This is a genomic window from Spongiibacter pelagi (assembly GCF_014705705.1).
GTDB lineage: Bacteria > Pseudomonadota > Gammaproteobacteria > Pseudomonadales > Spongiibacteraceae > Spongiibacter > Spongiibacter pelagi.
In genome coordinates this window covers 99,954-117,695 of record NZ_JACXLD010000002.1, presented here as the reverse complement: position 1 = coordinate 117,695, position 17,742 = coordinate 99,954, and the positions used below count along the sequence as shown (strand labels likewise).

At 52.2% G+C, this 17,742-nt stretch carries 15 protein-coding genes; all 15 read right to left on the bottom strand.

Going from position 1 to position 17,742, the window contains the following annotated elements; all coding sequences use genetic code 11:
• Positions 1 to 20 precede the first annotated feature (20 nt).
• The 15 genes from accA to pyrH all read right to left on the bottom strand — a co-directional run bounded on the left by accA (position 21) and on the right by pyrH (position 17,696).
• Positions 21 to 971 carry an acetyl-CoA carboxylase carboxyl transferase subunit alpha gene (gene accA / locus IB286_RS04545; RefSeq protein ID WP_190762951.1) on the bottom strand — a complete coding sequence of 317 codons (951 nt, stop codon included), beginning with the start codon at positions 969 to 971 and terminating at the stop codon, positions 21 to 23.
• Positions 972 to 1,087: 116 nt separating this feature from the next.
• Positions 1,088 to 4,570 carry a DNA polymerase III subunit alpha gene (gene dnaE, locus IB286_RS04540; RefSeq protein WP_190762948.1) on the bottom strand — a complete coding sequence of 1,161 codons (3,483 nt, stop codon included), beginning with the start codon at positions 4,568 to 4,570 and terminating at the stop codon, positions 1,088 to 1,090.
• Positions 4,567 to 5,193 carry a ribonuclease HII gene (rnhB, locus tag IB286_RS04535; RefSeq protein WP_223826149.1) on the bottom strand — a complete coding sequence of 209 codons (627 nt, stop codon included), beginning with the start codon at positions 5,191 to 5,193 and terminating at the stop codon, positions 4,567 to 4,569. The genes dnaE and rnhB overlap by 4 nt, the downstream gene beginning before the upstream one ends.
• A 19-nt stretch (positions 5,194 to 5,212) precedes the next feature.
• On the bottom strand, positions 5,213 to 6,382 hold the full coding sequence (lpxB, locus tag IB286_RS04530) for a lipid-A-disaccharide synthase (protein ID WP_190762944.1): 1,170 nt from the start codon (positions 6,380 to 6,382) through the stop codon (positions 5,213 to 5,215).
• Positions 6,383 to 6,432: 50 nt separating this feature from the next.
• Positions 6,433 to 7,230: an acyl-ACP--UDP-N-acetylglucosamine O-acyltransferase gene (lpxA, locus tag IB286_RS04525; RefSeq protein WP_450097554.1), complete on the bottom strand. Its 798-nt coding sequence runs from the start codon at positions 7,228 to 7,230 to the stop codon at positions 6,433 to 6,435.
• A complete protein-coding gene (fabZ, locus tag IB286_RS04520; RefSeq protein WP_190762942.1) occupies positions 7,227 to 7,673 on the bottom strand; it encodes a 3-hydroxyacyl-ACP dehydratase FabZ in 447 nt (148 codons plus the stop codon). The genes lpxA and fabZ overlap by 4 nt, the downstream gene beginning before the upstream one ends.
• A 145-nt stretch (positions 7,674 to 7,818) precedes the next feature.
• Positions 7,819 to 8,838: a UDP-3-O-(3-hydroxymyristoyl)glucosamine N-acyltransferase gene (gene lpxD, locus IB286_RS04515; protein ID WP_317889700.1), complete on the bottom strand. Its 1,020-nt coding sequence runs from the start codon at positions 8,836 to 8,838 to the stop codon at positions 7,819 to 7,821.
• A gap of 20 nt (positions 8,839 to 8,858) precedes the next feature.
• Positions 8,859 to 9,368, bottom strand: coding sequence for an OmpH family outer membrane protein (locus IB286_RS04510; protein ID WP_190762940.1), 510 nt, complete (start codon positions 9,366 to 9,368; stop codon positions 8,859 to 8,861).
• Positions 9,369 to 9,415: 47 nt separating this feature from the next.
• Positions 9,416 to 12,046 carry an outer membrane protein assembly factor BamA gene (bamA, locus tag IB286_RS04505; protein ID WP_190763588.1) on the bottom strand — a complete coding sequence of 877 codons (2,631 nt, stop codon included), beginning with the start codon at positions 12,044 to 12,046 and terminating at the stop codon, positions 9,416 to 9,418.
• Positions 12,047 to 12,130: 84 nt separating this feature from the next.
• Entirely contained in the window at positions 12,131 to 13,489 is a 1,359-nt protein-coding gene (rseP, locus tag IB286_RS04500) for a sigma E protease regulator RseP (protein WP_317889699.1), read from the bottom strand.
• Between the two features lie 33 nt (positions 13,490 to 13,522).
• The gene (ispC, locus tag IB286_RS04495; RefSeq protein WP_190762938.1) at positions 13,523 to 14,701 is read right to left on the bottom strand and encodes a 1-deoxy-D-xylulose-5-phosphate reductoisomerase; all 1,179 of its coding nucleotides are present in this window, start codon (positions 14,699 to 14,701) and stop codon (positions 13,523 to 13,525) included.
• Positions 14,701 to 15,537 (bottom strand): phosphatidate cytidylyltransferase, encoded by an 837-nt coding sequence (locus IB286_RS04490; RefSeq protein ID WP_190762936.1) that lies wholly within the window; start codon positions 15,535 to 15,537, stop codon positions 14,701 to 14,703. The genes ispC and IB286_RS04490 overlap by 1 nt, the downstream gene beginning before the upstream one ends.
• A gap of 56 nt (positions 15,538 to 15,593) precedes the next feature.
• The gene (uppS, locus tag IB286_RS04485) at positions 15,594 to 16,337 is read right to left on the bottom strand and encodes a polyprenyl diphosphate synthase (RefSeq protein WP_190762934.1); all 744 of its coding nucleotides are present in this window, start codon (positions 16,335 to 16,337) and stop codon (positions 15,594 to 15,596) included.
• A 14-nt stretch (positions 16,338 to 16,351) separates the two neighbouring features.
• On the bottom strand, positions 16,352 to 16,909 hold the full coding sequence (frr, locus tag IB286_RS04480) for a ribosome recycling factor (RefSeq protein WP_190762933.1): 558 nt from the start codon (positions 16,907 to 16,909) through the stop codon (positions 16,352 to 16,354).
• 49 nt (positions 16,910 to 16,958) lie between these two features.
• Positions 16,959 to 17,696, bottom strand: a complete 738-nt coding sequence (gene pyrH / locus IB286_RS04475; protein ID WP_190762931.1) for a UMP kinase — start codon at positions 17,694 to 17,696, stop codon at positions 16,959 to 16,961.
• Positions 17,697 to 17,742 lie beyond the last annotated feature (46 nt).

Sequence of the window (17,742 nt, the reverse complement as noted above, 5' to 3'; positions counted from 1 at the left end):
ATTGCTAAGAGGGGAATAGCTTACGCCGTACCAATAGCCATCAGGCGCTGGTAGCGAGCGTCGAGCATTTCTTGCTCGGGCAAACTTTGAAGATGCTTCAACTGCTTGAGCAGGTGCTTTTTCACACGACTGGCACTTTCATCCATATCCCGGTGCGCCCCGCCCTGCGGTTCTTTAATTGTCGCATCGACAATACCCAGCTCCTGCAGAACAGTAGAAGTCACACCCATGGCCTCGGCAGCATCGGGAGCAAACTCTGAGCTTTTCCAAATGATATTGGCGCAGCCTTCTGGCGAGATAACAAAGTAAGTTGCATATTGCAACATGGCAATATGGTCGCCCACGCCAATACCCAAGGCACCGCCGGAGCTGCCCTCACCAATCACCACGCAGATAATCGGGGTTTTCAAACGCGACATTACCGCTAGATTCTGGGCGATGGCCTCACTGATACCGCGCTCCTCACTGTCGATACCCGGATAGGCCCCCGGGGTGTCGATCAAGGTAATCACTGGTAAGCCAAAACGTTCAGCCAGCTCCATCAATCGCAGAGCTTTGCGATAACCCTCTGGCTTGGGCATGCCGAAATTGCGCTTAACTTTATCTTTTACGCCCCGACCTTTTTCCTGGCCAATGACCATTACAGGAATACCGTCCAGCTTGGCAATGCCGCCCACAATGGCCGAATCATCGGCAAAATGGCGGTCGCCATGCAGTTCGTCAAAATCGGTAAAGATGCGGCGAATATAATCCTGCGCGTAAGGACGCATAGGGTGACGCGCGATTTTAACAATGTCCCAAGGGGTCAAATTGGCGAAGATTTTCTCGGTGAGCTTGCTGCTTTTTTCTTTGAGCTTGGCAATTTCGTCAGAAATATTCAGCTCATTATCGTTACCGACAAGCTGAAGCTCCTCAATTTTGGCCTCCAGCTCGGCAATAGGTTGTTCGAAATCCAGATAATTGGGGTTCATTAGGTGGAGTTTTCCCTGTTTTTGTATTGGTACGACTGTCAGTGAGGCTTCTTTGAGCCTTTTTGTCCTGCTAGGCGATCAGTCTAGCTGACCCCCTAAAATGCGAGTGATTATACTTAATTATAGGTAATAATCACGTTCTTTGAGCCACACTGTTCTTCCAGACGCGCCAGTAAATCATCGCTGGGCAGCACCCGCCAGGCTTCGCCCAATCGAATTCGACCCTGACCCTCTGCCTGTCTAAAACGAATCACCACCGGGCAACTCCCGCCGGTTGCGGGCGTCAGTGCCGACTTCAGGCGGCTCACCGCCTCATCATTAAAATTGTCACGATCAAAGGCGACTTCCAGCTCACGCGCGTATTGCTGGCGCGCCTCGGCCAAGCTGCGCACGGTTTTCACCCGCATTCGCTTGCCACCGCTGAACTCATCGAAACTACACACGCCTTCAACGACCAGCACCGCGTCTTTTTCAAGCTTGTCGCGATACTGCTCGTAGGTATCACTGAAAAGTGAAACCTCTATTCTGGCGCTGCGATCATCCAGCAACACAAAGGCCATATTGTCGCCGCGCTTGTTTTTCATGGTGCGCATACTCATGACCACACCGGCGATGGTTTGCGACTGTTTGTCTGGATTCAAATCGGAAATTCGCTTGGGCACAAAGCGGCGTAACTCGGCCTCGTAATCGTCAATGGGGTGCCCGGTAACATAAAGGCCCAAGGTTTCTTTCTCGCCGAGCAAGCGCTCCTTGGTATTCCAGCTCCGTACCTTGCGGAATTCCTGATACACATCCCGCTCTTCTGTCGCCAAGGTTTCGCCGAACAGATCCACCATACCGGCATCGGCATTTTTCGCGGCCTGCTCAGCCACCTGAACCGCTTCCGCCATCGCGGCCATTAATACTGCGCGATCTTCACCCAGATCATCAAAAGCGCCGCTGCGTATCAACGCCTCAATGGCACGCTTATTTACCTTACGCGGATCGGTGCGCTCGCAGAAATCAAACAGGTTTTTAAATGGGCCACCCTGATCGCGAGCGGCAATAATATTTTCAACCGGCCCTTCACCCAAGCCCTTGATAGCACCCAAGCCGTACACAATCTGGCCGCGATCATTTACGGTGAACATATACTGCCCTTCATTCACCGAAGGCAATTTATAGTCCAGCTTCATGTTGCGGCATTCTTCGATAAACACCACGATTTTGTCGGTGTTATCCAATTCCGAACTCATTACCGCGGCCATAAACGGCGCTGGATAATGGGTTTTCAGCCAGGCCGTTTGATAGGAAACCAAGGCATAGGCGGCCGAGTGAGATTTGTTAAAACCGTAGCCGGCGAATTTTTCCATCAGGTCGAAAATATTCGAGGCCAGATTTTCACTAAAGCCTTTTTCCACCGCACCGGCCTGAAACAAGCCGCGCTGCTTCTCCATTTCTTCAGGCTTCTTTTTACCCATTGCGCGGCGCAGCAAGTCTGCACCGCCGAGGGTATAGCCGCCCATTTCCTGAGCGATCTGCATTACCTGTTCCTGATACAGGATAATGCCGTAGGTTGGTTGCAAGATCGGCTGCAAACATTCGTGCTGGTATTGCGGATGCGGAAAAGCCAGCTCGGCGCGGCCGTGCTTACGGTTGATAAAGTCGTCAACCATGCCGGATTGCAGCGGGCCCGGACGGAACAGGGCCACCAGTGCGACAATATCTTCAAAACAGTCGGGCAGCAGCTTTTTAATCAGCTCCTTCATGCCCCGACTTTCCAACTGGAAAACCGCGGTAGTTTCAGCGGACTTGAGCAAGCTAAAGGTCGGCTGGTCATCCAGTGGGATGGCCATAATATCGAGTGGATCTTTGTCGACCTTGGCGCGCTGGGCGTTAATAATTTTCAAGGCCCAATCGATAATAGTCAGGGTGCGCAGACCGAGAAAGTCGAACTTAACCAGCCCCGCCTCTTCCACATCGCCCTTATCGAATTGAGTTACCAGACCGCTGCCGGTTTCATCACAAAACAGCGGCGCAAAATCGGTCAGCTTGGAGGGTGCAATCACAACACCCCCGGCGTGTTTACCCACACCGCGCACCACCCCTTCCAACTGCTTGGCCATATCCCAAATTTCTTGGGCCTGTTCGTCGTTGGCCAGAAAGTCACGCAGCGCCTCTTCCTGCTCAATCGCCTTGTCTAGGGTTATGCCCACTTCGAAGGGAATCAGCTTGGAGAGTTTATCGGCAAGTCCGTAGGATTTTCCCTGCACCCGCGCAACATCCCGCACTACCGCCTTGGCCGCCATGGTGCCAAAGGTAATAATCTGGCTTACCGCATCGCGCCCGTAGTTTTCAGCGACGTAATTAATAACCCGGTCGCGCCCTTCCATACAGAAGTCGACGTCAAAGTCAGGCATCGACACCCGCTCGGGATTGAGGAAACGTTCGAACAGCAAATCGTATTCGATAGGGTCAAGGTCGGTGATTTTTAGCGCATAGGCCACCAGTGAACCGGCACCAGAACCCCGACCGGGGCCAACTGGAATATCGTGATCCTTGGCCCACTGAATAAAGTCCATCACGATCAGGAAGTAACCGGGAAATCCCATTTGCAGGATAATATTCAGCTCGAAGTCGAGCCGTTCCCGATACTCTTTTTCCTTTTCTGCAAAGTCTGGCGCGCTGCGATCAAACAGAAAATCCAGGCGCTCGGTCAAACCCTCGTGACTGATTTTGCGAAAAAACTCATCCTGAGTCAGGCCTTCAGGAATCGGATATTCGGGTAGGTAATAGGTGCCCAAGCTAACGGTGAGATTACAGCGCTTGGCAATTTCCACCGAGTTTTGTAGCGCTTCGGGAATATCCGAAAATAGCTCACACATTTCTTCCGAACTGCGCAGATATTGCTGATCGCTATAATTGCGAGGGCGACGCGGATCATCAAGAACACGGCCATCGCGGATACAAACCCGGGCTTCATGGGCTTCAAAATCGGTCGGCTTTAAAAAGCGAACATCATTGGTCGCCACCACCGGACATTGCATTTTATCGGCCAGTGCGACCGCCCCATGCAGGTAGTCATTTTCGTGCTCGCGCCCGGTGCGCTGTAGCTCCAAATAATATCGATCGGGAAACAGCGACATCCACCACTGCAGACGCTGCTCCGCCAAGTCAGCTTTACTGGAAAGCAATAACTGACCAACATCGCCCTCTCGAGCGCCGGAAAGTGCAATCAAGCCCTCGGCGGCCGCCTCTAGCCAGCTTCGATAAACATAGGCGCGGCCCTGATATTGGCCTTCGAGATACGCGCGGGAAATCAGCTCAGTCAGATTGTGATAGCCGGTTTCGTTCTGAATCAAAAGGCAAAGGGTACTGACTTGACTGGGATCTTCATCATCGCGAACCAATAAGTCGCTGCCATAAATCGGCTTTATGCCCGCGCCCTGAGCCGCTTTTTGAAATTTAATCAGACCGTAGAAATTACTCAGGTCAGTCAGACCTACCGCCGGCATTTGCAGCTCGGCTACCTTGCCGCACAGACCTTTTACCCGAACTAAACTATCGACCAGCGAAAATTCCGAGTGCACCCGAAGATGAACAAAGCGCGGTTCACTCATAGCTCGACTCCTTCGTTCAGCAAGTGCGGACGCGCCACCAGTGCATCGCGAACTGGCCCATAGCTACGCCGATGAATAGGCGTAACACCAAGCTTTTCGATGGCTTCAACATGCAGCTTGGTGGGATACCCTTTATGCCCCGCAAGGCCATAACCGGGAAAGCGCTTATCGAGCTCTTTCATTTCCCGATCTCGGCATACTTTGGCCAAAATTGAAGCCGCCGCAATAGCCGGCACTCGGCCATCGCCCTTCACAATCGCTTCAGCTCGATAAGACCATTTTGGCAGGCGATTGCCATCTACTAGCACAAACTCGGGCTGAGTCTGCAAGCCCTCCACCGCGCGGCGCATGGCTAGCAAGCTGGCGTGTAAAATATTGAGTTCATCAATTTCGTCCACGCTGGCGCGGGCGATGCAAAACGACAAGGCTTTGCCTTGAATTTCGTCAAACAAAAGCTCACGGCGCTTTTCGGTTAATTTTTTAGAATCATTAAGACCGGAAATGGGATTGGCAGGATCGAGAATCACCGCCGCCGCCACCACATCACCACACAAGGGGCCGCGTCCGACCTCATCCACCCCAGCTGTCAGTGGTGGGTAATCATCACTGGCAAACAGGTCCATATTTTGGGGGACAGGGCTTTCAGGCATCGGTCGTTCCCGATTTTGGCAATAGCGAGATAACAACGTCGGCGGCACGGTCACTGGCATTGCGGCGCAAATCCCTGTGAATCGCCTGAAAATCAGCCACTAGCGCATCCCGGTGGCGAGTATTATTCAGCTGCTCCAATACTAGCGGCGCAATAACCTCTGCACACACATCATCCTGAATCAGTTCCGGTACTAAGGACTTTTTCGCCAGTAAGTTAGGCAGCGAAAAGTACGGTGTTTTCACCAGGCGAGAAAGAATGGCGTAAGACCACTTACCAAAACGATAAGCCACAACCATTGGTCTTTGCAGTAGTAAAGCCTCAAGACTGGTTGTACCCGAGGCCATCAATACCGCATCGGAGGCGGCCATAACGGTACGCGAGTTGCCGAGCAATACCCGCACTGGAAGGTCGCCACCACGCGCCTCAATCACTTTGAGAATTTCCTTTTTCCTCGCTTCATTGGCGGCGGGAATCAAAAATTCAATATTGGGCAACGCCCGGCGCAATTGTTGGGCGGCATCTAAAAACGGCTGAATTAACTGGCCCACTTCGGTGCTGCGGCTGCCCGGCAGAATCGCCAGCACCGGATGCCCCTCTGCAATATCCAGTTCACGACGCGCGGGCTCACGCTGATCTTCCAAAGGAATCTGGTCGGCAAGAGAGTGGCCAACACAGGTTACCGGAACCTGATTATCCTTATAAAACTGCGCTTCAAAGGGGAATAAGGTCAACATATGGTCAACCGCACGCGCAATGCCCTTGATACGGCCACGGCGCCACGCCCAAACCGACGGGCTGACATAGTGCACAGACTTTATGCCGCGCTGGCGCAACCAAGCCTCAATATTGAGATTAAAATCAGGGGAATCGATGCCGATGACAATATCCGCTTTCCAGTGCAGCAAATGTTGCTTCACATGGCGACGAATTCGCAGTAACTCAAACAGGCGTTTGAGAGGCTCAACCAAGCCCATCACCGAAAGCCGATCCATCTCGCAGAGCGAATGAAAACCTTCAGCGATCATCAGAGGGCCGCCAATACCTTCAAATTTGGCATTGGGGTAATGCTTTTTCAGGGCACGCATCAGATCAGCACCGAGAATATCTCCAGATGCCTCACCCACAACCATGCCAATTTTAGGGGAGTGCCCAGCGCCCATGATGTTTGTTCCGCTTGCCGCCGCCGCATTGGGCGCCGAAAAAGTGATTGTTAGCGCACAATCCCGCGACTGGATGTACGGAGAGATTCCGCCATCGGCGCTACCTCAGGATGTTCTGCTGCCAGTTCATCCAACTTCACTAGCGCTTCGTCTACGGTCAACTTGCGGCGGTAGATAATTTTGTAAGCCTGACGAATAGCGGCAATGGCCGGTTCAGAAAAACCCCGGCGTTTTAAGCCTTCTACATTGACTGTTTTGGCTTCAGCGGGACTGCCACTGACCATGACATAGGCCGGCACATCTTTACCGATATGGCAGCCAAACGCCGCAAAACTATGGGCGCCAATATGACAGAACTGGTGAATCAGTGAATAGCCACTCAGAATCGCCCAGTCACCCACAATCACATGGCCAGCAAGCGAGGCGTTATTCACCAGAATACAGTTGTTTCCCACCACCGAATCGTGGCCGATATGCACATAGGCCATCAGCAGATTATTACTGCCAATTACCGTTTCGCCACGATCTTGCACGGTGCCACGGTGAATGGTCACGCCTTCGCGAATGACATTATTGTCGCCCACAATCAAGCGCGTAGGTTCGCCCTTGTATTTCAGGTCGGGGGTATCTTCGCCAACTGATGAAAACTGGAAAATCTGATTGTTTTTGCCCAGTACAGTGGGGCCTTTCAGCACCACATGTGAGGCAATACGGCAGCCCTCACCAATTTCAACATTGGCGCCAACAATCGTCCAAGGGCCAATTTCCACATTGGCGGCAATGACCGCCGTGGGGTCGATAATGGCCCGCGGATCAATCTTTGCAGATGGATCAATACTGCCGCTCACTCGCCAACTTTCCGGTCGATACACATAATGTCAGCAGACGCGGCCAGCTTGTCGCCCACATAGGCTTCGCAGGCAAACTTCCAAATTCCGCGACGGTCAGACACATAATGTGATTTCAAAATAAGCTGGTCTCCCGGCACTACCGGACGCTTAAAACGCGCGTTATCTACGCCAGTAAACATGTACAGGGAGCCGTCAGACGGCTTTTTGCCCATGCTTTTGAAGCCGAGAATACCGGCTGCCTGAGCCATCGCTTCAATAATCAACACACCGGGCATAATCGGCATTTCAGGAAAATGGCCGTTAAAGTGGTTTTCATTGCCGGTGACATTCTTGATCGCAGTAATCGACTTACCCAAGTCAATTTCCAGAACACGGTCTACCAGCAGAAATGGGTAGCGTTGGGGCAGGTACTCACGTACCTCCATCAGATCCATTTCCATGGTGATCTTTCTTCCTCGTCAGTCTTAAGTCAGGGAAAGGTTTGGAAACGCAGGCATAACACCCACGCAGCAAGCCCCCAATATTTTTTATGAACTTAAACGTTAACTCGCGGCACAAGACACCGCTAAATTACGCAAAAGCGTCTTAATCTTTTTGTTTCTTTTCCAGCGCCATCACTCGACGGAACAACTCGTCGAGGCGAGGCAGCCTAGCGGTATTTTTCCGCCATTGTCCCGATTCCATCATCACCGAGCCACTGGAATAGGTTCCCGGAGTATCGACGGATTTACTCACCACGGTTCGCGCAGTGAAATGCACACCGTCGCAGATAGTAATATGCCCCACCACCCCGACATTGCCGGCGAAGGTGCAATTCTTACCGATGACCGCACTGCCGGCAACCTGACAGCAGCCCGCCATGGCGGTATTGTCGCCAATCACCACATTGTGGGCAATATGCGTTTGATCGTCGAGAATTACGCCATTACCTATTGTGGTGTGTTCCAGCGCGCCGCGATCAATGGTAGACGCAGCACCAATCTCTACCCGCTCACCAATTCGCACCCCACCCAGTTGGTGAATTTTGGTCCAACCATTTTTACCCGGTGCAAAACCAAAACCATCGCCGCCAATCACAACACCGGAGTGAAGTACCGTTTCTCGACCAAGCCAAACATCATGGTAGAGCGTGACATTGGCATGCAAATAACAAAAAGCACCAATCCGGCATTCACGTCCCACTACCGTACCGTGGGAGATGACCGCCCCCTCACCTATTTCCGCCCCCTCCTCAATCACGCAATTAGCGCCGATAGAAGCGGTCTTGTGAATTTTATCGGAGAGCACAACCGCACTGGGATGAATACCCGCTCGGGGTTTATCCAGGGGATCGAATAAGGCGGTAGCTGAGGCATAGGCTAGGTAAGGATTGTCGGCAAACAGACAATCACCCGCCCATTGTTCAGCAAGATCGGGATGAATAATCAGCGCACCGGCAGAGCAGTCTGCCAGTTGCGCTTTAAATTTAGGATTGGCCAGAAAACTTAACTGCTGCTCATTGGCCGCGGTCAAGGGAGCAATACTTTGCAGCACACGCGCCGCATCACCCCGGAATGACAGCCCCAATTCCCGAGCCAGATCGCCAAGCGTTTGCGCGCGCTGCACGATAAAACCTTACCTAATTCTTACTTAGCGCGGTTCAGGCGGTCAGCCACTTTGGCAGTGATATCATAGCTGGCATCGGCGTGCATAACCGCTTTGGCTGGCAACAGCAGGCCAATGTTTTCTTCTTTGATAATTTCAGGTAGCAGCTTTTGCAGTTTTGGACCCACTTCTTGCAGAATTTGCTGAACTTCTTGCTGCTTGGCAGCTTCGATTTTACGAGCCAGATGCTCGAGGTCAGCGCGCTTACCGTCGATTTTGTTTTTAGCGAATTGGCGCTGCTCGGCGCTCATGATTTCCATGTCTTTCTGGAACTTCTCAACCAGCTTTTCGTAGTCTTTGTTGATCTTTTCCGCTTCAGTAATGCTCTCTTTGAAGTCCTTTTGATTTTTCAGGGCTTCCAAACGGTTTTTAGCAACATCGGTATTCAGTACCGCTGCATCCAGATTGAATACCGCAATACGACCCTCTGCCATGGCGCTGCTACCCCATGCTGCAGCCAGAACCAACAGGGCAATTTTAATCGCTTTCATGTACTACATCTCCCAGTGAAAATTATTCGGTTTATTGTTAAACGGAATTAAAAAGTTCTACCCAACGAGAATTGGAAAATTTCTGTCTCGTCAATTTGCTCATCATTCAAAGCGCGACCCAAGCTAAAGGTCAAAGGACCAAAGCCCGTAATCCAAGTCATACCCACACCCACTGAATAACGCAGTTTGCCAAGATCTGGGCCATAGCAATTAACCTGCGTGGCGCCGCAATCCGTGCTAAAGACGTTACCCGCATCAAAGAACAGACCGCTACGCACAGAGCGCTGATCTTTAACAAAAGGCAGTGGGAATAGCAGTTCAATACTGCCTTCCATCAACACGTTACCGCCAAAGGGGTCGGTATTAAAGCCCAGGGCGCTGGCTTGCTGAACCGCCAATTTACCGGTGATGGGATCGAGGACATAAGCCGCTTCCGCCGATACCGCCGTTGCATTGCCATTGGCATCAATCGCGGTCGCCGCTTGGCTAATAGAATAAATATCGGCTGGCGAACTGCGCGGCCCCAAGGTATTGCTGCGGAAACCGCGCACAGAACCAAAACCACCGCCGTAGAAGTGTTCGAAGAACGGCAGTTTTTCCAAATTGCCATAGCCGCCGCCATAGCCAAGCTCGGTGCGCACCCGCATGGTCCAGTTAGTGGTCAACGGAATATAGAGCTGACCATTATAGGTAAGGCGGTAGTATTCCAGATCTGAGCCCGGTACTGAAAACTCCAAACCAATCGAGTTAGACGCACCCCGGGTTGCCAGCAAGCCACGGTTTAACGAGGACTGACGCCAGCTCAAACCGGCAGTAAAGTTATTAAAGCGATCCCCGTATTCATCGAGGAAACCCGGCTCACCCGGATCAGTCAGAGCAGCGGGGTCAAGAGTCGCAATGTCTTCCAAGACTTCTGCCGTGGTATAGCGAGCGGTACTTGAGTCGTACTGGCTTTCAAAGAAATATTTCACCGCATCAAAAATACGGGGGCTGCTCTTAATTTCTTGAACCGCACGCGCACCCGCATCAATTTCGGTGCGGCTGTAACCAAACTCAAAACCTAGGCGAGTGGTTTCTGAGAGCGGATAGCCAAAGTTCACACTGGAACCGTAGGTATCGGTGGTATAGCTGGCAATATTGACCTCTTCAAAGTCTGTCGCACGGTAAAACAGTGAGAAGCCGCGACTTACACCATCAACGGTGAAATACGGATCAACATAATTAAAGCTGGCGCTGGTCAGGTAATCACTGCGCGATACACCAAAGCCAACCGACTTACCTGTGCCGAAGAAGTTGTTTTGCTGAATATTGGCGCTGAGCAGCAGACCGCTGTCTTGAGAGAAACCTACGCTAGCACCCAAGCTGCCCGAGCTTTGCTCTTCAACGCTAAACTCGAGGTCAATTTGGTCATCCACACCGGGCACTTCCACGGTGTCGACTTTGGCTTCCTTGAAGTAGCCCAAACGCTCCAAGCGTACGCGAGAAAGCTCAATTTTATCTTGTGAAGCTGGCGCCGATTCCATCTGACGCATTTCGCGACGCAGAACATCATCCGCGGTGCGTGAGTTACCTTCAAAGCTAATCCGTCTTACATAAGTACGCTTGCCGGGGTCGACAAAGAATTTCAACTTAACGATGGAGCCATCGCCCTCTTCGTCAATCTCGGGAATACCTGTGACCTTGGCGAAGTTATAACCCTCATTACCTAGGCGCTTGGTCAAAAACTCTTCTGTGCTGGTCACCAAGGCCTGTGAGAACACCTGACCTTCACGCACCAAGACAAAGCGCTCTAAATCTTCTTTGGGCAATACCAAATCACCGGAAAGCTCAGCACCACTTACGGTGTACTTATCGCCCTCTTCCACGTTTACGGTGATGTAAACCCACTTTTTATTGGGGCTAATTGCCACCTGAACAGAGTCGGCATTGAATTTGAGATAGCCACGGTCCAGATAATAGGAATTCAGCTTTTCCAGATCGCCCTTCAGCTTTTCGCGAGAATATTTATTGCTAGAACTGAAAAAGGAGAAGAAGCCGCCAGTTTTGAGTTCAAACAGGTCGAGCAACGTTTCGTCATCATAGACGCTATTGCCAACCACATTAATGTGTTTGATGGTGGCGGTACTGCCTTCATCGATATTAATAGACAGCGACACCCGGTTGCGCGGTTCGGCAACTACATCGGTTTCAATCGTGGCATCGTAACGACCTTGCGATACGTACTGACGCACCAGCTCCATACGCATGTTTTCAAGGGTTGAGCGTTTAAAAACCTGCCCTTCCGATAGACCGGCGCTTTTCAAACCGTCCATCAGCGCTTCGGTTTGCAGAGCTTTGTTACCCTCGATAATGATTTCACTGATAGCCGGGCGTTCAATCACGTTGACCACCAGAATCTCGCCGTCGATACCAATACGAATATCATCGAAGTTGCCGGTGGCAAACAGGGCCCGCGAAGCCATCGCCGCAGTCTGGTTATTGAGGTAGTTTCCTACACTGATGGGCAGTGCTGAAAAGACCGTTTCAGCCGAGATACGCTGTAGGCCCTCTACCCGAATATCGCTGATTCTGACACCGGCTTCATTACTTGGAAGGGGCTGCGCGTTTGCCGCAGACAAGGCCAAACCAAAGGTCGCCAGCAGCAACAGGAAAGATCTGAAAATAGCAGTGTGTTTCATCAACAACAAAAACCAAGAATTCATCTACTGCAGCACGGCCACAACAGAGGAATTAGCCAAAATTTATATTGCAGAGTTCTGGGATCAGAGACGCAATATATCGTTATAAATAGCAAAAATCATGACGACGCCAACCAGCGCCAGCCCAATTTGGTTTGCCCAATTCTGAATCTGTTCAGAAACCGGACGCCCACTGAGCCCCTCCACTAGAGCGTAAACAATATGGCCACCGTCCAAAATTGGAATCGGCAGCAGATTTAACACCCCGAGGCTGATACTTAACAGAGCCAGCAGACCAAGCCATGCCACAAAGCCATACTGGGCCGAAGAGCCCGCCACTTTAGCAATGCTTATGGGACCACTCAAGTTTTTCGGCGACAGCGCGCCGCTAATCATCTTGCCGATGGACTCCAGCGTGAACGCGCTCATTTGCCAGGTTTTATGAGCCGCTGCCGACACGGCACCGAACACCGAATAGGTCATCGTGCGCTGCATCGATTCGGGCCAAGACGGGATTGCGACAGAAACCCCGGCAAAACCGATAGCCACACCATTATCTTCCAGCTTGCGCTCTGGTATCAGGCTCAATTCAAGCACCTGCTCACCGCGCTGAACTTCAAGCGCCAGGGCTGTGCCCGGATTATCTCGAACAACTTGCACCCAAGTTTGCCAATCCGGCATCGACTGCGCATCTGCACTTAAAATCAGATCGCCTTTTTGCAGTCCGGCGCGCTCGGCTGCACCGCCAGCCACCACCTCATCGAGTTCGGGTAACAGCTTGGGAACAAACAGCTTTACCCCTAACTCTTGCACCGGGTTTGGCTCTTCGAGCCCCTGCATCCAATCTTGCAGGTGAATATTGTAATCGTGGACCACGTCAGAATCGGGAAACTTAGCCGAGACCGTCATCAAGCCAGATTCACCGATGCGATTCAGCAACTGTAACTGGAGCGCTTCCCAAGTCGGGGTTGACTCACTGTCTACCGCCACAATTTCTTGGCCCAATTGCAATCCGGCACGCTCGGCCAGAGAACCGGTTTCCAAACCATCAACGATTGGCGCCACACCGTTAACGCCGTTGAGGAATATCGCCCAGTACACCACCACCGCCAAAATAAAATTGGCCAGCGGCCCAGCAAAAGCAATCGCCATTCGACGCCAAGGCGTTGCGCGATTAAAAGCTTGTGCTTTGAGCGCCTCAGGAACATCCGCCTCGCGCTCATCCAACATTTTTACATAGCCGCCGAGCGGAATACCGGCCAACACATACTCCACGCCATCGCGCCCAGTCCAACTCAACAAGGGCTTGCCGAAACCGACCGAGAACCGCAGCACTTTTACGCCACAACGACGGGCGACCCAAAAATGGCCAAATTCATGAACAGATACCAACACACCCAGGGTGACGATGGTAACCAGTAGAGTTTGCAATAATTCCAACACGAGCGATCGAGACCTCGGAATATCGTCAGCGCGTTATAGCGCTTGTATCAAGCGGCTAGCGCGCTCTCGCGCCTCCGCATCGGCAGCTTGGACAATGGCCAATGTCCGGGGTTCACAATTTTCCTGACTTTCCACCACCTTTTCTAGAATTTGGGGAATAGCGGTAAAAGCAAGCTGCCCGTCAAGAAAGGCCGCGACCGCCACTTCATTCGCCGCGTTTAAAATCGCCGACGCCGTACCACCGGCCTCAGCCGCCTCACGCGCGAGTCGCAAACAGGGAAAGCGCTGTTCATCCGGCGCTTCAAAATCCAAACGCGCCTGTGCAATTAAATTCAGACTGCCTACCCCCGATGCAATCCGCTCGGGCCAGGCCAAGGCGTGAGCAATGGGAGTTCGCATATCCGGATTGCCCAACTGGGCCAGAACCGAGCCATCCACATATTCCACCATAGAGTGGATCACGGACTGGGGATGAACCACCACATCAATGCGCGACGGCGGACAGCGAAACAGCCAGCAAGCCTCAACCAACTCCAAGCCTTTATTCATCATCGTAGCGGAATCGACCGAAATTTTACGCCCCATACTCCAGTTGGGATGGGCGCAGGCTTCGTCTGGCGTTACCGTTGAAAGGGTCGCAATTGGCCGCTGGCGAAATGGCCCACCGGAGCCGGTTAAAAGAATTCGGCTAACACCGAGTTCATCCAAACCATTGTCGACAAAGCGGGGAAGACACTGAAAAATCGCATTGTGTTCGCTATCGATAGGCAATAAACACGCGCCACTTTCGGCTACGGCATCCATAAACAGTTGCCCAGCCATCACCAACGATTCTTTATTGGCCAACAACACTTTGCGCCCAGCGCGCACTGCACTCAAGGTCGGCATTAAACCCGCCGCACCCACAATTGCCGCCATACAAACATCGGCTTCTGCGGCCACCTGACATAGACCCGCCTCGCCATACAAAACCTGCGTAGACAAGCCATTGTCTTTTAGACGCGTAAGAAATACCTCTGCCTGCGATTCAGATTGCACCACCGCATAGCGTGGCCGATGGGCCAGCACCTGATCAAACAGCGCATCAAGACGAGAATTTGCCGTTAAGGCGTAAACTTCAAATCGTTCTGGGTGACGCGCCAACACATCCAGCGTACTACACCCAATTGACCCGGTCGCACCGAGCACCGTGACGGTTTGCACAGAGGACATCAATACAAACCTACAGCAATAAGCCCAAGAGTGAACACCGGCGCAGCAGCGGTGAGGCTATCTACTCGGTCCATCACGCCACCATGGCCCGGCAGGATTTGGCTACTGTCTTTAATACCGCGGTGACGTTTGACCATACTCTCCAGCAAATCACCCAGTACCGAGGCCAATACCGTAAATGCCGCCACAAACATCATTGGCAATAACGCCACAGACAATTGCGCCGAAAATACCAACCAGACCACGACCATCACCAATAGGCTGGCGGTAACGCCGCCCCAAAATCCCGCCCAAGATTTACCGGGGCTGACATTGGGCGCCAACTTGGCCACGCCCCATTTGCGCCCAGCAAAATAAGCACCGATATCCGCAGCAGCAACCAACACAATCAACAATAGCAACAGCCAAACGCCATGATGCAGAAGTAATAACCAAGCGAGCGACAGCCACGCAGGAACCAAAACCAATACGCCCATCACACTGCGCACCAGCGTATTTCCCCAATAGGGGGTACTGGCCGGATAGCCTTTGACCCAGAGCAGGCCAACCGCCCACCATGTACAGGTAACAACCAGCAGTTGGCGCATAGGCTCGATACGAGGGGAGGAAAGCAATTCTACCTGCCACATTGCCGCAATCATGCCAACACCGCAGAGCATCACAAATAACACACGAGAAAACAGCGAGCCGATACCGGCCAGATTTGACCATTCCCATGCCGCAATCAGCACCACCGCAGCAAACACTAAGAGTTGCGCCTGAGTTGGCAACAAAAACAAGGTCGCCAGCAGTGCCAAGACCAACACCACTGCCGTGATGACCCGCTGTTTAAGCATGTAGACGTACTCCCCGTACAAATTGATTTTTTATTGTGTGCACGTGTATCTCGTTATCAGGTCGAACTGTCTTTGCGACCACCAAAGCGCCGATCTCGATTGGCAAAGGCCGCCAAAGCTAAATCCATTTGCTGCTCGTCAAAATCCGGCCAATAACAATCACAAAAATAAAATTCGCTATAGGCCAGTTGCCACAGCAAGAAATTACTTACCCGCTGCTCACCTGCCGTGCGAATACACAGATCCGGCAGTGGCAGATCGGCCAGTGCGACATGGCGACCGAGCAACTCGGCGTCAATATCATCGGGCTCCAGATTACCCGCCTTCACCTGTACCGCCAGTTTTTTTGCCGCCTCGGCAATATCCCATTGACCGCCGTAATCCACAGCCAATACCAAGGTGTTTTGCTTGTTAAAGCGGGTGAGCTGCTCACTGTAGTGAATTTGCTTCTGCAGGGCTGAGCTGAACTGATCGCGGCGACCGATAAAACGAATGCGTACGCCGTCCTCATGTAACTGCTTGGTTTCGCTATCCAGATAGTGCGAGAAAAGGCGCATTAAGGCCTTCACTTCAATACTGGGGCGCCCCCAATTTTCACTGGAGAACGCAAACAGGGTGACCACTTCGATTCCCCGCTCCCGAGTGTGACGCAGCAACCCGCGAATCACTTCCACGCCCGCGCGGTGTCCTTCTGAAGACTTCAAACCGCGCTGCTTAGCCCAGCGATTATTCCCATCCATGATGATGGCAACATGACGCGGGACTGCCGCAGCCACATCGCCTTTATTTGCTTCTGACATCGTTTGAACGCCGATCAGATTTCCATCAAGTCAGCTTCTTTGGCGGTCAGCGCCTTATCCACTTCTGCCACATACTGGTCAGTGATTTTCTGCACATCATCACCGGCGCGGCGCTCATCGTCTTCACTGATCTCTTTGGCTTTTTGCAGTTCTTTGATATCAGACAGCACATCGCGACGAATATTGCGGATCGACACCCGAGCGCTTTCTGCTTCTTGGCGAGCCTGTTTGATATAGCCCTTGCGCGTTTCTTCTGTCAGCGGCGGCATGGGAATGCGAATTACCGAGCCCGCACTTGAAGGATTCAGGCCCAAGTCGGATTTCATAATGGCCTTTTCGACATCGGGAACAATGTTCTTTTCCCAAGGGGTTACCGTCAGGGTGCGCGCATCTTCAATACCGATATTGGCAACCTGAGACAACGGCGTTTCCGAGCCATAGTAGGACACGCGAATACCATCCAGCAGACTGGGGTGAGCGCGGCCAGTACGGATTTTATTGAAGTTATGACCCAGCGCATCTATCGCTTTGGCCATACGTTCCTTGGCATCTTCTTTGAGTTCGTTAATCACCCGACAACTCCTTTAGTGCTATAACACTTAGTACTATTTCAAATTCGTATTAATTGCGTGAGGGCGCAACCAAGGTACCCTCGTTGCCACCGACCACAATATTCAACAAAGCACCCTGCTGCTCCATGGCAAATACCCGCAGCGGCATGCTGTGATCACGACACAAGCAAATGGCGGTTAAGTCCATCACTTCCAGTTTCTTGTCGAGCACTTCATCGTAGGTCAGAAAATCGTATTTCACCGCATCGGGATCACGCATGGGGTCGGCGCTGTATACACCGTCTACCTTAGTCGCTTTGAGCACCAGATCCACATCCACTTCAATACCGCGCAAGCAGGCAGCGGAATCAGTAGTAAAGAAGGGATTGCCGGTTCCAGCGGCGAAAATAACCACCTCACCCCGAGACAGAGCGCGGATTGCCTTGCGGCGGTCATAGTGATCAACCACGCCACTCATTGGAATGGCCGACATCACCAGAGATTTGATATTGCTGCGCTCGAGGGCATCGCGCATTGCCAGCGCATTCATAACGGTGGCCAGCATTCCCATATGGTCGCCAGTAACGCGATCCAAACCAGCCGCTTGCAGGGCCGCGCCACGGAACAAATTTCCACCGCCAACAACCAAGCCAACCTGAACGCCAATACCGACCAACTGCCCCACTTCTAGGGCCATGCGATCCAGTACCTTGGGGTCGATACCAAACCCCAAATTTCCCATCAGGGCTTCGCCGCTGAGCTTGAGCAGGATGCGCTTGTATTTTTTGTCGCGACTCTGACTGGACATGCTTTCCCCAAACTGTGCTGTCGATAAAATGCCAAGCATTCTACAG

Bases quoted from the DNA above. Each gene is read 5' to 3' on its own strand.
- rnhB (WP_223826149.1), bottom strand. From the start codon at position 5,193: ATGGACCTGTTTGCCAGTGATGATTACCCACCACTGACAGCTGGGGTG.
- uppS (WP_190762934.1), bottom strand. From the start codon at position 16,337: ATGTCAGAAGCAAATAAAGGCGATGTGGCTGCGGCAGTCCCGCGTCAT.
- accA (WP_190762951.1), bottom strand. From the start codon at position 971: ATGAACCCCAATTATCTGGATTTCGAACAACCTATTGCCGAGCTGGAG.
- fabZ (WP_190762942.1), bottom strand. From the start codon at position 7,673: ATGGAAATGGATCTGATGGAGGTACGTGAGTACCTGCCCCAACGCTAC.
- IB286_RS04510 (WP_190762940.1), bottom strand. From the start codon at position 9,368: ATGAAAGCGATTAAAATTGCCCTGTTGGTTCTGGCTGCAGCATGGGGT.
- pyrH (WP_190762931.1), bottom strand. From the start codon at position 17,696: ATGTCCAGTCAGAGTCGCGACAAAAAATACAAGCGCATCCTGCTCAAG.
- dnaE (WP_190762948.1), bottom strand. From the start codon at position 4,570: ATGAGTGAACCGCGCTTTGTTCATCTTCGGGTGCACTCGGAATTTTCG.
- ispC (WP_190762938.1), bottom strand. From the start codon at position 14,701: ATGTCCTCTGTGCAAACCGTCACGGTGCTCGGTGCGACCGGGTCAATT.
- IB286_RS04490 (WP_190762936.1), bottom strand. From the start codon at position 15,537: ATGCTTAAACAGCGGGTCATCACGGCAGTGGTGTTGGTCTTGGCACTG.
- lpxB (WP_190762944.1), bottom strand. From the start codon at position 6,382: ATGGGCGCTGGGCACTCCCCTAAAATTGGCATGGTTGTGGGTGAGGCA.
- bamA (WP_190763588.1), bottom strand. From the start codon at position 12,046: ATGAAACACACTGCTATTTTCAGATCTTTCCTGTTGCTGCTGGCGACC.